General features: G+C 46.3%; 20 protein-coding genes. 13 read left to right on the top strand and 7 right to left on the bottom strand.

Annotated features, from left to right (window positions below):
* Positions 1–4: 4 nt before the first annotated feature.
* Both PBN151_RS31205 and PBN151_RS10220 read left to right on the top strand, forming a co-directional pair.
* Positions 5–163: a hypothetical protein gene (locus PBN151_RS31205; RefSeq protein ID WP_161627341.1), complete on the top strand. Its 159-nt coding sequence runs from the start codon at positions 5–7 to the stop codon at positions 161–163.
* Between the two features lie 99 nt (positions 164–262).
* A complete protein-coding gene (locus tag PBN151_RS10220; protein ID WP_021256718.1) occupies positions 263–457 on the top strand; it encodes a hypothetical protein in 195 nt (64 codons plus the stop codon).
* 88 nt (positions 458–545) lie between these two features.
* Here the strand turns inward: PBN151_RS10220 and PBN151_RS31200 are convergent, their stop codons facing one another.
* Complete coding sequence (locus PBN151_RS31200) at positions 546–710, bottom strand: hypothetical protein (protein ID WP_162833935.1); 165 nt, start codon at positions 708–710, stop codon at positions 546–548.
* 144 nt (positions 711–854) lie between these two features.
* Here PBN151_RS31200 and PBN151_RS10215 point away from each other — a divergent pair, with 144 nt between their 5' ends.
* Complete coding sequence (locus PBN151_RS10215) at positions 855–1,298, top strand: GNAT family N-acetyltransferase (protein ID WP_021256717.1); 444 nt, start codon at positions 855–857, stop codon at positions 1,296–1,298.
* A gap of 104 nt (positions 1,299–1,402) precedes the next feature.
* A complete protein-coding gene (locus tag PBN151_RS10210; RefSeq protein WP_072728850.1) occupies positions 1,403–1,636 on the top strand; it encodes a DUF3892 domain-containing protein in 234 nt (77 codons plus the stop codon).
* A 72-nt stretch (positions 1,637–1,708) separates the two neighbouring features.
* Here PBN151_RS10210 and PBN151_RS10205 read toward each other — a convergent pair whose 3' ends face one another.
* Positions 1,709–2,446: an MBL fold metallo-hydrolase gene (locus PBN151_RS10205; protein ID WP_072728849.1), complete on the bottom strand. Its 738-nt coding sequence runs from the start codon at positions 2,444–2,446 to the stop codon at positions 1,709–1,711.
* 162 nt (positions 2,447–2,608) lie between these two features.
* Here PBN151_RS10205 and PBN151_RS10200 point away from each other — a divergent pair, with 162 nt between their 5' ends.
* The 4 genes from PBN151_RS10200 (at position 2,609) to PBN151_RS10185 (ending at position 4,684) form a co-directional block, all read left to right on the top strand.
* Positions 2,609–2,812: a hypothetical protein gene (locus tag PBN151_RS10200; RefSeq protein WP_028531255.1), complete on the top strand. Its 204-nt coding sequence runs from the start codon at positions 2,609–2,611 to the stop codon at positions 2,810–2,812.
* Between the two features lie 147 nt (positions 2,813–2,959).
* Positions 2,960–3,505, top strand: coding sequence for an N-acetylmuramoyl-L-alanine amidase (locus PBN151_RS10195; protein WP_072728848.1), 546 nt, complete (start codon positions 2,960–2,962; stop codon positions 3,503–3,505).
* 157 nt (positions 3,506–3,662) lie between these two features.
* A complete protein-coding gene (locus PBN151_RS10190; protein WP_021256712.1) occupies positions 3,663–4,262 on the top strand; it encodes a stalk domain-containing protein in 600 nt (199 codons plus the stop codon).
* A 110-nt stretch (positions 4,263–4,372) separates the two neighbouring features.
* Complete coding sequence (locus tag PBN151_RS10185) at positions 4,373–4,684, top strand: DUF1292 domain-containing protein (RefSeq protein WP_021256711.1); 312 nt, start codon at positions 4,373–4,375, stop codon at positions 4,682–4,684.
* A gap of 119 nt (positions 4,685–4,803) precedes the next feature.
* Here the strand turns inward: PBN151_RS10185 and PBN151_RS10180 are convergent, their stop codons facing one another.
* Positions 4,804–5,214, bottom strand: coding sequence for a DUF1885 family protein (locus tag PBN151_RS10180; RefSeq protein ID WP_065290247.1), 411 nt, complete (start codon positions 5,212–5,214; stop codon positions 4,804–4,806).
* A gap of 200 nt (positions 5,215–5,414) precedes the next feature.
* On the opposite strand from PBN151_RS10180, the gene PBN151_RS10175 reads away from it, so the two are divergent.
* A complete protein-coding gene (locus tag PBN151_RS10175) occupies positions 5,415–5,702 on the top strand; it encodes a DUF3055 domain-containing protein (protein WP_021256709.1) in 288 nt (95 codons plus the stop codon).
* Between the two features lie 58 nt (positions 5,703–5,760).
* Here PBN151_RS10175 and PBN151_RS10170 read toward each other — a convergent pair whose 3' ends face one another.
* Positions 5,761–7,236, bottom strand: a complete 1,476-nt coding sequence (locus PBN151_RS10170) for an aminotransferase class I/II-fold pyridoxal phosphate-dependent enzyme (RefSeq protein ID WP_065290248.1) — start codon at positions 7,234–7,236, stop codon at positions 5,761–5,763.
* Between the two features lie 207 nt (positions 7,237–7,443).
* Here PBN151_RS10170 and PBN151_RS10165 point away from each other — a divergent pair, with 207 nt between their 5' ends.
* Positions 7,444–8,622, top strand: a complete 1,179-nt coding sequence (locus tag PBN151_RS10165) for an MFS transporter (RefSeq protein ID WP_072728847.1) — start codon at positions 7,444–7,446, stop codon at positions 8,620–8,622.
* 321 nt (positions 8,623–8,943) lie between these two features.
* Here PBN151_RS10165 and PBN151_RS10160 read toward each other — a convergent pair whose 3' ends face one another.
* Positions 8,944–9,573: a YktB family protein gene (locus PBN151_RS10160; RefSeq protein ID WP_072728846.1), complete on the bottom strand. Its 630-nt coding sequence runs from the start codon at positions 9,571–9,573 to the stop codon at positions 8,944–8,946.
* Between the two features lie 286 nt (positions 9,574–9,859).
* Between PBN151_RS10160 and PBN151_RS10155 the strand changes: the two genes are divergently transcribed.
* Together PBN151_RS10155 and gndA are read left to right on the top strand one after the other, a co-directional pair.
* Complete coding sequence (locus PBN151_RS10155; protein ID WP_021256705.1) at positions 9,860–10,456, top strand: hypothetical protein; 597 nt, start codon at positions 9,860–9,862, stop codon at positions 10,454–10,456.
* A 146-nt stretch (positions 10,457–10,602) separates the two neighbouring features.
* On the top strand, positions 10,603–12,012 hold the full coding sequence (gndA, locus tag PBN151_RS10150) for an NADP-dependent phosphogluconate dehydrogenase (protein ID WP_072728845.1): 1,410 nt from the start codon (positions 10,603–10,605) through the stop codon (positions 12,010–12,012).
* A gap of 72 nt (positions 12,013–12,084) precedes the next feature.
* Here gndA and PBN151_RS10145 read toward each other — a convergent pair whose 3' ends face one another.
* Entirely contained in the window at positions 12,085–12,402 is a 318-nt protein-coding gene (locus tag PBN151_RS10145) for a hypothetical protein (protein WP_021256703.1), read from the bottom strand.
* Positions 12,403–12,629: 227 nt separating this feature from the next.
* Between PBN151_RS10145 and PBN151_RS10140 the strand changes: the two genes are divergently transcribed.
* Entirely contained in the window at positions 12,630–13,145 is a 516-nt protein-coding gene (locus PBN151_RS10140; protein WP_370510411.1) for a shikimate kinase, read from the top strand.
* Positions 13,146–13,184: 39 nt separating this feature from the next.
* Here the strand turns inward: PBN151_RS10140 and PBN151_RS10135 are convergent, their stop codons facing one another.
* On the bottom strand, positions 13,185–13,502 hold the full coding sequence (locus tag PBN151_RS10135; protein ID WP_021256701.1) for a rhodanese-like domain-containing protein: 318 nt from the start codon (positions 13,500–13,502) through the stop codon (positions 13,185–13,187).
* Between the last annotated feature and the right edge of the window lie 22 nt (positions 13,503–13,524).

Here is a 13,524-nt window from a genome sequence, read left to right as displayed (position 1 = left end):
GGTTATGGGAGCCGAATTGAGTGTATGGATAATCGGTGTGTTCGGGATCGTAGCGGTTGTCTGTTGGTTTTTATCCAAGCTTCTAATCTTTGATAGTACAAAGCATGATGAGCAATTTGTATGGCTTCGCTCAGTTGAAGAGGATACCAGCAAAAAGGAATGAAGTCATGAGCAAGGGCATGAGATGTTTAAGGGATTAACTTTACGGTGAGAATAGGGGCTATATCGTGAAGTTATTAGTGTTGTTAGCGGGGGTAGCAGCATGCGTAGACGATGGAACGTAATAGGCGTGGTAATGTTGGCCGGAATCATCACGGGCGTCCTGCTTGTTGGGCTTAGTATGAACGCTGTCGACGCAAGTCGCTTCTATCCTGGGATTGATCCTGTAGAGAAGAAGATACCGATCTATGAGGATGTGTATGGTAAGCCAATTATTGAGGAAGTGTATGAGCCCTAGAGTATAACCATACAAGTGGCCGACAGCCCTAGAGATCCTAAGGATCTCCAGGGCTGTTTTCTTCATAAATGTCGTTCATTATGCTTCATTAATCTGTGTTGGATGAATGATTGGGCTGCCTAGCTGTGCTGTCTATAGGCTCTTCTGCATCCCATTTACGTGCGTAGGCTTTCTTCGTCACGTAGAGAAGCAGAAGCACCATGCCTACTACCATGACAACAACTGCGATTACTGTAGCCAGTATCGGATCCATCGTGTACCCCCTTGCTAATGTAAGCGTGTCCGTTATTGCAACTATACATGAAATTCATTTTTTTGTATAATATAAATTCGTTTGCAGCAGCTAAGATATTATACATAATCGCTGTTGCAACATTTCATTCGGAGGTGAGCGGGAGTGGCTGCTGAAATCATTGAGGTTAAGACACAGGAACAATTGGACGAGTGTATTGCGATACGAAAGGAAGTATTCGTTGCTGAGCAACATGTACCGGAAGAAGAAGAATGTGACGAGTACGATAACTTGGATGCTCCGGCCTTTCACGTCCTGCTGATGTCAGACGGACAGTACGCTGCAACAGGACGAGTGAAGCTGTTGGATGAATTCACTGCTAAGATGCAGCGTATTGCAGTAAGAAAGCCATTCCGCGGGAAAGGGATTGGAAGAGTTTTAATGGTAGGGCTGGAGCAAATCGCCCGGAAACACGGTGTGGAGAAATGCGTGCTGGACGGTCAGTGCCAAGCGGAAGGGTTCTATCATTCTTTAGGGTATGAGACAGTGTCAGAGGAGCCATTCTTGGATGCGGGTATTCCTCATATTCGCATGGAGAAGAAGCTGTAATTCGTTGTACCGATTTTCGGTTCATAAAAGTTTTGGGTTATGGACACTCTACCTAACAAACGCATCTAATGTAGGATGTATATAGTTAGGAGGATGATGTTCGCATGTCACAGCGAGAATCCATTGTAGCTGTTCAGAAGAATGGGGACGGGGATCTAACGGCGTTCCAAACGAATACAGGCCGAATCTTAAATTACGAGCAGGCTCTTCTAGCCGTGCAAAATGGGGAAATTGCGGGTGTGAATGCCTTCAAGGGAAGAGACGGCGGTACTTATCTTCGTGGAGATGCTGATGGTGATCCAAGCAACAATCTGGATAATTTGCCGACTTTCCAATAACGGTATAGAAGACATAACGAAAGAGCACTTGCAGCGGCCAAATTGGGTCGTTGCAAAGTGCTCTTTGGTGTATTATTCGATTGTATAGAGCTGGTGTTGATCGACAAAGGACATGGCGCCAGTATGCCCTTCGTACTGCGGCCGTTCATCTCCATAGTGCATGAGGGAGGTAAGCTTCTGCAGTGTATCTGGAAGCGTCAAGAGCTCCGCCAATGTCGCATGAACCTCTCCATTCCCACCTAATTGACAGTCATGGAAGATCGTGGTTACTCCACGCTGTTCAACTAAGTGGTGAAGCAGTTCCGGCTGGAACTGCATATCAGCGCTGTAGAAAAAATGATTGTTGATAAGAAGAGAGAAGCTGCGCTTGCCTTCAATATGTGGAGTCTCTAATAATTCGACGGTAAGACCCGCTGCAATGTCATAGGGCTGCCCTGGCTCTATTGCATGTACATCGAATACATCCTCTAAGCAGCTTATTCCCTCTTGAGTTAGTCCACCCTTCAATGTATGCTCCCATAATACGGATACGAGTGGAGAAGCTATGTACAATTTTGGCTTACGTCCATATTTGAACTTCATCTGGAAGGCCAATTCTTCTAATCCCCCAACATGATCAGCATGAATATGAGAGATAAGAACACCATCGATGTCAGAGAATGACTTATTCAAATGGTGTAGAGCCATCGGTGCCGTAATTCCACAATCGATGAGCAGTGTGAATCCACCAGAGTAAAGTAATCCGTTGTTATTGAAGTATGATTTGGCAAATGCACTGCCTGTCCCTAACATTTGTATGTGAAGGTTCATCTTCATCCTCCTATTGGCTGACAAGGCTAGAATTACGCCTATACTGTACCATGTCTGGGATAAATGCACAAGCAAAGGCAGCGCAATCTGCATAATGTGCAATAATCAGGTTCGGCCGGAAGCGGCAGGCAACGTGAAATGCACATGAAGCGGGTGAAGGGCATGACGAAGGGGAAGGGCAAAAAGAAGACGAGTCTACAGTCTGGTCGTGAACAGTTCACGATGAAAATAGTAACTTCAGATCGGTGTGAAGCGTGTAAGACACCCTGCACGCGCGGGATGGATTATGTGGAGCGGATGTCTCAGCCAGGCGCAGTTGGAAATGGCGTTCCCTGTATATTAACCCGTACCAAACTGGGCGGCTAATTGTCCCTACCCTACACAATAGGGTACATGTTCCCGGGGTGATAACATGTCTGTTGCACACCCAATCATTTCCCGGGACATAATGGATTTCCGGATCGCGCGAATCACCTATAATCGTCTTACCTATTGAACAATGGGGGGATCGTGATGCAGTTGGAGATTGTATGGAAGGGAAATGAGCATACCAATTCGAGTGATCGCAAGGGGGAGATCCCTGCAATTATTGTGAATCATATTTCTGCTCAGAGCTTAACGAGTCTAGATGCATGGTACACATGTCCTGACAACAAGATTTCTTCAGCTCATTTTGCAGTGTCAAAGAATGGGACAATTCATCAATATGTATCCATTGAGCGAATGGCATTCTCACAAGGACTAGAAGGAGAACGAATTGCCTTAGCGCCTGCTTTTGTTGTACGTGAAAAAGGAATGAATCCTAATCGATATGCGGTATCAATCGAGCATGAAGGAATGGACGGGCTGCTGACAGACGAACAGTATCAGGCATGTCTTCGTTTGCATCGTTATATACAACGATATGTAATGGAGAAGTGGGGACATTGGATCTCCTTGGATTATGAACATGTGTTGGGACATTTTCAGATCGATGCCATAAGAAAAGCGAACTGTCCAGGCCCTAACTTTCCATGGAGCCGGTTATATGAGGATTTGCGGCATATGAAGGAAGGGTGAGAGCATTGCTGGGATACCATAAGTTTTTGCGGGCGAAATAGTTCATGGCTTTGTTCATGATAGTATGAATGCACATGAGAGTTATTTGCGAATTAGGCGCAACTCTAAAGCATGATTGGAGTATAACTTTACAACAAAGAAATTTGGGGGTAACGAGATGAAATGCAGGAGACTTGCAGCATTCGTTCTGCTTGGTTCTATTGTGGGTGGAGCGTATGCATCGGCACAGACAGATGTCGCACCTAGTTCTGCGCAAGCCGCTCCAGTGGCTGAAAAGATTGATGTTGTTCTGAATGGGAATGCGGTAAATGAAGGCGGGTATATGATAGATGGACGTGCTTATTTGTCTGTACGACAAATACAAGAAGCACTTCAGGCATTTATATTCTGGGATGATGCCAATAAGAAGGTTGTAATTGACAAGCCTAATGTGGACTTGCTGCTGTTCAAGGACAATAAAACATTTGGCAAAGTCGAGACAGGGAAGACCTCATTTACAGTATTCGTCCAAGTCGACAGTTTGCAGTCGACAGTTGATGCGATCAAGATTACGATCACAGATCCGAAAGGGAAGACAACGGAGCTTCAGGAATCGAGTGTTCCAACAAATGAAGATAATTTCTGGTTCCGTACGAATGAGCATAAGTATGATTTCAAGGCTAAGGGCGACTATATGATCTCTTGTTATTTGAGACAGAAGAATGGTGAATTCACCCTTATATCGCAGAAAAAGTTGCCTGCAATATCTAAACTTTAGCTTTTGGTTATTATACATACTGAAGCGAGTAGGCGTTCGTTGACCTCTTTCGCAGAAAGTGGTACGATACGTGAGTATAACCACTACCTGAACATAAAGGAGATTTACTCATGAGCGAACATAACCATGATTGCGGATGTGGGCACGATCATGATCACGACCACGATCACGATCATGAATTGATTATTACAATGGTAGACGAAGACGGCAACGAAATCGACATGACGATGGTCGAGACGTTCAACGTCGACGAGCAGCTATATGCACTTCTTCTCCAACGCAACGATCCAGAAGCGGACGGCATTATCGTACGTCTGGAAGAGCAAGGCGAAGAAATGGCAATGCTTCCTATCGAAGATGACGCTGAGTGGGAACGCGTACAGCAAGCATACAACGAATTGGTAGCTGAGCAAGGCGAGTAATTCATTCGCTCTGCCAATATACAGGTATGGAACAAGCTCCGGAGAATTCCGGGGCTTGTTCTTTTTTAGAGCATGATTCCGTTCGGAGCGGATCAATTGGGATATTCTTATAGATGCTCTTATTTGCGTGGATTGTAATACATAATTCTACCGTTGAACAGCGTAAGTTCCGCTTTCCACTTTTTCGCCAAATATTTGCACAACTCGTTCCCTTTGGCCTTGTCTCCGTGAGTGGCATCGTCAGGCAGAACCATTTGGACGTAGCGGCGGGAATCCTCTTTCTCGCCAACACCAAATACGATATGTCGATATAATGGATTGGAACCTTTTAAATAGAACCATTCCTGCTCTTGCCCGGGCTTTGTTTCAATTGTATATGGAAAGGCAGCCTCGGCATAATCCCAGCCTAATTGTTCTCCGGTTAATTGGGTTTGTTCCCGGTAATGGAGAAGTTGGCCCTTCAATTCATCTAATGTAATGGACGCAACCTCCGAACCATCGACAAACGTAATGAATGCGCTTTGACTCATCGAATCTATCCTCCCCTTGGGACATCTTCTACTTATAGCACGAATCGCTTACATCATACCATTTGACTGAATGTGATGGCAATATTTACATGGAATGAAAGTTCGAATCTTGTTCTAGGAACGCGATTTATGTTATACTCGATCGTATAACCATTAAATGGTTTGTGTTCTTGGAAAAGGATATCCCGAGGAGGTGTGCGATGTTTGACCATTTGTATGAAGTTTCGGAGCAAGCAAATGTTACCTTTGTCGGTTGGGCCACAGAACAGATTCGTTATGATTTCGCACTCATTTATTCCGATCATTTTATCGGCAAGACATTAGTTGTATGTATGCAGACTGGTCGCTCGACATTATTATGCGCGGATGATTTGCGTCCAGAAATTCTCCAAGTCAAATTCAATTTGCCTCATGCTGAGGCGGCAAGTGAAGCGGCGCAGCTGTTGCTTACGCGAATACATCCACTCGAGGTGCAGGATCAATACTGAATGATCCTGCAGAGAATGAATACAGGGTGCCCCATATCGGGGCACCCTGTATTGTGTATTAGAAGATCGCGCGTTCCTCACGAATAACCTTAACAAATTCAATATTGCGATCTTCTGGTCCCTTGACCGGAAGCCCAATATCGACGTGATCACGAATATAGTTGATGTTTTCTTGCGAGATGACTTCGCCTGGAAGCAAGATCGGAATGCCAGGCGGATAAACGTATATAAATTCTGCAATAATTCGTCCTGCAGACTCCTTAAAAGGTATGACCTCAGTATCCGCATAGAAGGCATCGCGCGGTATGAGGGACAACTGCGGAATCTCCGGAATTTTGACGACGAGCTCCTGTACTTCATTGCGTTCATGGTGAAGACTGGACAAGTCGCGCAATGCGCGGAGCAGAATGTTGATCGTCTCCTTGGAGTCGCCCGGCGTGACGAGACAGAGAATATTGTACATATCGCTCAGTTCGACTTCGATGTTGTAGTGCTCCCGCAGCCAGTTCTCCGTTTCATAACCGGTTATCCCCAAATGGCGGACATGAATGGTCAGTTTCGTCGGATCATAGCTGTAAGTCGCTTCTCCGCCGAGAATCTCTTCGCCAAAACAGTACAGGCTAGGAATTTCATTAATTTGCTGGCGGGCAAATTCGGCCAGCTCAATGGTGTGTTCCGCCATTTCATGACCGTTAAGAGCCAAGTTGCGACGGGATGTATCCAAAGATGCCAGCAATATATAGGAAGTGGAAGTCGTTGTCAGCATGCTGAATATGGTTTGTACACGCTGATGATTCACGAGTCCATTTTTCGTATTTACATTAAGCACAGAACTCTGGGTTAGGGAACCGCCCAGCTTATGCACACTTGTCGCAGCCATATCGGCACCGGCCTGCATGGCTGACATCGGCAGCTTTTCGTGGAAATGAATAAGAACACCATGTGCTTCATCAACAAGTACAGGAATATCGTAAGAATGTGCTAAGTCGACAATCTCCTTCAAGTTCGCGCAAATCCCAAAGTACGTTGGATTAATGACGAGCACTGCTTTCGTATCTGGGTGTTTCTCCAAGGCTCTGCGTACCGAGCTGGTTGTGATGCCGTGATCGATTCCTAAATTCGCATCGCGCGCTGGCGAGACGAATACAGGCTTTGCACCGGCGAAAATAATGGCGGACATGATCGATTTATGAACATTGCGTGGAACCAGGATTTTATCTCCTGGAGAGCATACGGACATAATCATTGTCATGATTGCGCTGCTTGTGCCTTGTACGCTGAAGAGCGTATAATCGGCACCTAGTGCGTCAGCAGCAAGTTGCTGCGCCTCGGCGATGACGCTCGTAGGCTGGTGCAAGTCATCAAGCGGAGCAATGTTAATCAGATCTATAGAGAGCGCCTGATCTCCGATAAAGCTTCGGAATTCTGCATCTGTCCCTGCGCCTTTTTTATGACCTGGAATGTGGAACTGCACCGGATTATTGGAGGCATGTTCCGTAAGTGCGGTAAATAAGGGCGTCCGATGATGGTTCATCGCCGTATCACAACCTTTCATGTTGGCAATCTACTAAGCTGCGCATGGCGTGTCCTGCGCAAACAAGGTTTAGTTTAACAAAAACGACCCGGAATGCAAGATCTTTTTCCTCTATAGTAAGGGGGGAGCATGAATAAGTATTCGCACTTTATTCATTTTTGTTTCAAGGTATGGTGTGATAGGATGTACATATCGGAGGGAATTGTCATGAAAAAGAAAATGTCCGTTGTCATGTTCATGCTGATGATGGTGTTCATTGGCTTCGGTATCGTGATTCCGGTTCTGCCTCGAATGATAACGAATGCAGGCGCCAATGAATTTCATTTGGGGCTTATGCTCTCGATCTATTCATTAATTGCGTTCGTGGTGTCTCCAATATGGGGAGCATTGTCGGAGAAGGTTGGTCGGCGTCCCATCATCCTTATCGGGACTCTCGGGTTCAGTATAAGTTATCTGCTGTTCGGATTAGCGAATGGTGAGCTTTGGATGATGTATGTTTCCCGCGCATTGGGAGGCATCTTCTCTGGTGCTGTAGCTTCAGTTATTGTTGCCTACGTCGCCGATATCACGACACCTGAGCAACGCACGAAGGGTATGGCCTTTGTTGGAATGTCGATTGGGCTAGGTTTTACATTTGGGCCAGCCTTTGGCGGTATTTTAAGCAGATACGGTTATAATACGCCCTTTTTTGCAGCTTCAGCATTGACATTTATCACATGCGTGCTAGGCTTCGTATTACTTAAGGAATCGCTGACTCCTGAGGAGCGCAAGGGAAGCCTCGAATCGGCTCCTTCACGCTGGACAGCCTTTACGGGACGAATGAAGTATTTGTATGTATTGTCCTTCTTTGTTACCTTTACGCTGGCAGGATTGGAAGCGACACTATTGTATTTTGAAGCAGCTAGAATCCCAGGAATTACAGAGGAGCAGATCGGATACATGTTCTTCTTCTGTGGCCTTTCAGGTGCGCTTGTTCAAGGTGGGGTTGTAAGACGCTACATCAAGAGTGGAGGAGAGAAGAAGGCGATTGCGGTAGGTCTGATTATATCTGCTGCAGGATTTTTGCTGCTCTTGTTGTCCTCAAGTGTTGTCGACGCAACCATTTACTTATGCGTGTTCGGTATCGGCAATGCCTTGATCCGCCCGTGTGTAACTTCATTGATCACACAGAAGACGACGGTTAGCCAGGGTGTTGCTTCAGGTTTGAATTCTTCGATGGACAGCTTTGGCCGTATTACAGGGCCGCTGCTTGCCACGGGTCTGTTCGGATGGAACATGAATCTTCCTTACATAATCGGAGCAGTCTTATGTGTTGCTGCGATTTGGCTTCTCATCCGCTTTGCTGTGCTGGATCGAAATCAGACGGCCGCGAACACAACTGCATAAACAAGAACATGTGCAAAAACTGCGCTTGGCGATTGCTGGTTACGTAATCGCTGAGCGCAGTTTTTTGTTGAGTGTCACTATATGACGTTATATGTGCGTGTTCAAAAAGGTCGGTTTTCAGCACCGAAGCTTATGCTTCCGATGTGCGTTTTTTCAAAACGCCTCAGTTGGATGAAGCTAGGGCCTGAGGAGCGGAGCGTACGTTTTGGGTACGTGAGCACCGGAAGGCCCGGCTGAATTCAAGTTTCGATGCCGAGTCCACTTCATGATTTACTTCGTGATCAAAAGTGGACTTTTTGAACAACCTCTATATGACGTTAATTAAGCTTCGACAGCCAACCGGTACAGTGGCATTAACGTCGTGAACGTCTGCCTAGCAAGCTCCATAAAGGCCTCACCGTTCTGCAGCAGTGGATCATTCATCGGAACGTGGCGTCCAACCAGCCATTCTGCCGACTTGATATCCCGGAAGCGGGTAAGCTTGTCAGCCATCTCCGTCTCACTCAGATCTCCGATTTGGTCGGCGTCTTTCTTCATATGATCCATGGACAATACATAATTATTAGGGATGATGCTTCTAAGTTGTTTTTGGTCATCAAGCATCGCCTGCGCAATGTTGCGCTTGTTCGCCACCTCATAAATGAAAGCCAGCCAAATAAAGACATGATCATCGAACAAGCCAACCTGGAAATGGGGAAGGGATTTGTATCCGCGTTTGTTCGGCCCAATGGCAAGCCATGTATCCTTCGGCGGATTAACCGTACGACGAGCATGCTTCGCAATATGGAGGAACATTTCAGTTCCGCTTTGCATCGCTACATCACTAATTAGCTGTTCTCCAATGATGCGGAATTTCGGTTGAATACGATCACGGATGGCCTCCATACGGGCATCAAGCCCCTCAATTGTAAAGGTTTCAAAATCTGAAGGAGAAAATCCAGAAAACGTCATTCATCTCTTCCTTTCTAAGCTGTTGTCATCTATACACGAGCTGGTACAGAAGTTATCGAAACTCACTTACTTACTCGCTCGGGAATTTAAACATCAAGTAATCCGTGCATGTTGCCTGTGTCGAACAAGCAGTCACCCACTCAGTATATCATAATATATTGAGAATGTTTATCAAATTATAATTATTATATTTTGATGGAACAAGCCTCTTGTTTGGAAATCCAGTCAATAATCCAAGTTGATGAATCATATGATGGAGTATACGACAAGGTAAGGAGGGATTGCCGTGAATCGCAGCGACGAGGTGGAATACTGCAACCTGGAGCTACGCTTTGACCGTCGGCAAATCCAGAACCTCATCCGTGATCTTATACAAGAAGGTTATTCCTTGTATTGGAGTGAAAATGAATCGCTATTTATCGTATCTATCCGAACAGGAAGGAAGTTGGTCAAACTTCGGTTCCAACGTATGGAGCAGCGCTACAAAATTGTCGGCGACTATACGATTCGGGATGAGAAGCTGGCTGACTTTATGGAAAAACTGATCGGCGATTCACGCGGGCATGCGGTCGTCAAACGGTTCAAAGATAGACAGATTTTTATCGAGAATATTTTGTTCGGCGAACGAATTCGTCTGGTTGAGGTCATAGGGCCGAAGCAGCGCGTATTGTATCAGAAGAGGCCTATTGTAACTACTGAGGAGATGATGCAGGCATTCTTATCCAATCGGGCAGAGCAGCGTATGCGTGTGCTGCGGCTCGAAATGGATTATGTGCTCGCGGAGCTGTTTGAGGCGATGAATGAGCAAAAAATAGCTGTTATAGAGAGATGCAAAGAGAAGCTGAATGAGCTTCGTTCCGAGATGATTCAGCTGGAATGGTAATTGTTATTCATGGTTTAATCACCCTCCCATCCGCCAAATGTATGGATGAATTGCAAGGGCGAGATGGTTGCAGGGTGTTTTGCTGTGCTGTACAATAAGCGTAATGCAAACTATATAAATTTATGGATAAAGGGTGGAACAACCATATGGCTAACAATCAAATCGGTGTCATTGGCCTTGCCGTAATGGGTAAGAACCTGGCGCTTAACATCGAGAGCCGCGGCTTCACAGTATCGGTATACAACCGTTCCCGCGAGAAGACAGATGCACTCATTGCCGAAGCAGAAGGCAAGAACCTGACTGGTACATATTCCATTGAGGAATTCGTACAATCTCTTGAAGCACCACGTAAAATTTTGATTATGGTACAAGCTGGACAAGCTACAGATGCAACGATTGAGCAGTTGCTTCCACACTTGGATCAAGGCGATATTATTATTGATGGCGGTAACGCTCATTTCCCTGATACACAGCGTCGCAGCAAGTACTTGGAAGAGAAGGGCTTCCGCTTCATCGGAACAGGCGTATCCGGCGGTGAAGAGGGCGCATTGAAAGGCCCTGCAATCATGCCTGGCGGCCAAGAGAGTGCTTATCGCTTGGTTGAGCCAATTTTGACAAGCATTTCAGCAAAAGTAGGCGGCGACCCTTGCTGTACATATATTGGGCCGGACGGTGCTGGCCACTATGTTAAGATGGTTCACAACGGCATCGAGTATGGCGACATGCAATTGATTTGTGAAGCTTATCATTTGCTTACGAATGTATTGGGTGTAAGTGCTGAGGAGCTTCACTCCATCTTCGGTGAATGGAACAAAGGCGAGCTTGACAGCTATCTGATTGAAATTACAACAGATATCTTCTCTAAGTACGATGAGGAAACAGGCCAGCCAATGGTTGATGTCATTCTTGACTCTGCCGGTCAAAAAGGTACGGGCAAATGGACAAGCCAAAGCGCGCTTGATCTTGGCGTGCCATTGTCTATGATTACGGAATCCGTATTCTCCCGCTTCTTGTCCGCATTGAAGGACGAGCGCGTTGTAGCGAGCAAAGTGTTGAAAGGGCCGAAGACCCCTGCATTCACTGGAGACAAGGAGGCATTCATCGAGAGCATCCGCAAGGCTTTGTACGCGTCCAAGATCGTATCTTACGCGCAAGGCTTCGCACAAATGCGTGCGGCTTCCGAAGAGTTTGACTGGAACCTTCGCTATGGTGAGATCGCAATGATCTTCCGCGGCGGCTGCATTATCCGTTCCCGCTTCTTGCAGAACATCAAAGAAGCTTACGACCGCGAACCAGAGCTGAAGAATCTGCTGCTTGATCCATATTTCCAAAATATCGTGGAAACGTACCAAGACGCTTGGCGCGAAGTCATCAGCACTGCGGTTGCATACGGCGTTCCTGTTCCAGGATTCGCAAGTGCACTTGCTTACTTCGACAGCTATCGTACAGAGCGCTTGCCAGCGAACTTGCTGCAAGCACAACGCGACTACTTCGGTGCGCATACATTCAAGCGTGTAGACAAAGAAGGAACATTCCATTACAACTGGATGTCATAATAGAGATCAAAAAACAACGCCGAGCCTGCTTAGGACTCGGCGTTGTTTTTGCGTACGGTTGATTATTCGCATTCATTCATATAAACCGGATACAAGTTCAGCCAAATATTTGCGAATCCGATCTGATTCTTGTCCGTAACTGCTGCTGTACACGAGCAGAGAAGAGATTTCGGCATAGCTATGGAAGCGGCGAACCAATTGATTCGGCTCAAGCATAGCCCACTTGTCAGGATAATCTGTGAGCTGCTGCTTAATTACATTGAGCGCCCATACGATGTCTTCCCTGCACAATGGATGATTCGAATCCATAATACGAGCCAGGCGAACAGATGTGGAGCGCTGAATGGTCGATTTGGATGGATGCGGTTCTGGGACAGGCAATTGGGGCATGTCTCATTCACTCCTACATAAAAAATGGCACTAGACGATTACTTAATTTCATTGACGATGGCAGGGCTATTATTCATCTTTATGTTGAACTTCTTCATTTTATACCTATCACCATTGTCGAATAAAAGAAACGTGTGGTATCATGTGGGAAGTTTACCGTCATATTGGTCATCATCTGACCTACTCGTTCACGATGAGCCATTTGACTTAGAGAAGCGAGGCTGGAAATGATGCAGCATATTATTTTAATCGGATTTATGGGCACCGGGAAATCGACGGTTGGGCAAGAAGTTGCCAAGAAGCTGGGCTGCAGCTTTGCAGACTTGGATGCTGCTGTGGTCGCGCTAGAGGGCCGTACGATTCCTGATATCTTTGCCTCTGATGGAGAAGTATATTTTCGAGAACAAGAAAGTCATGTTCTAGCTGGAATATTGAACAGTCCGACAAGGCACGTCATTGCAACGGGCGGTGGCATTGTCCTCCAGGAGAGCAACCGAGAGCTGATGCGGGATGGAGGCTTCATCGTGCATTTAGCAGCGAGCAAGGAGACGATACTGTCGCGTGTGAAGCGGGATCGCAATCGTCCTCTGCTTCAAGGCGATGTGGAAGAACAGGTGTCTAAGCTCATGCAGCAGCGCGAGGGACTGTATGACTTTGCACATACAACAGTTCTGACCGACCATGAGACAGCTGTGCAATTGGCTGCTCGCATTTGTAAGCTGGTCGAAGGCAATTGTGAATAAAAGCCCCTAGCAGGAGGGGCGTGCAGATTATTTGAGGCGTTATTTAGAGGTGTGCTCCAATTGACTCCAGGCGAGCATTCCGCCTTCCATATTCACACAGCCCTCCAAGCCGATATGCTGCAAGTATTCGCATACTCGTTCGCTGCGATATCCGCTTCGACAAATGAAAATGATTTCTTCCGTCCGCTCGATTTCGTCGAGACGATCTGGGATTTCATTCATGGGGATATGCTTGGCACCGGGAATCATCCCGTGAGCGACTTCCTCATCTTCCCGTACATCTATTAAATTTAGTGCTTCGCCGCGTTCTAGGCGTTGTTTCAGCACAGCCACATCAATTTGAGCAATTGGATTCATAACGATTAGGCATCCTTTCTTA

Origin of the sequence: Paenibacillus sp. NAIST15-1, from assembly GCF_001894745.1 — a bacterium.
GTDB classification, from domain to species: domain Bacteria; phylum Bacillota; class Bacilli; order Paenibacillales; family Paenibacillaceae; genus Paenibacillus_B; species Paenibacillus_B suaedae.
Note: the sequence above shows the minus strand (reverse complement) of the source record. Positions and strands in the feature narration are given on the sequence as shown.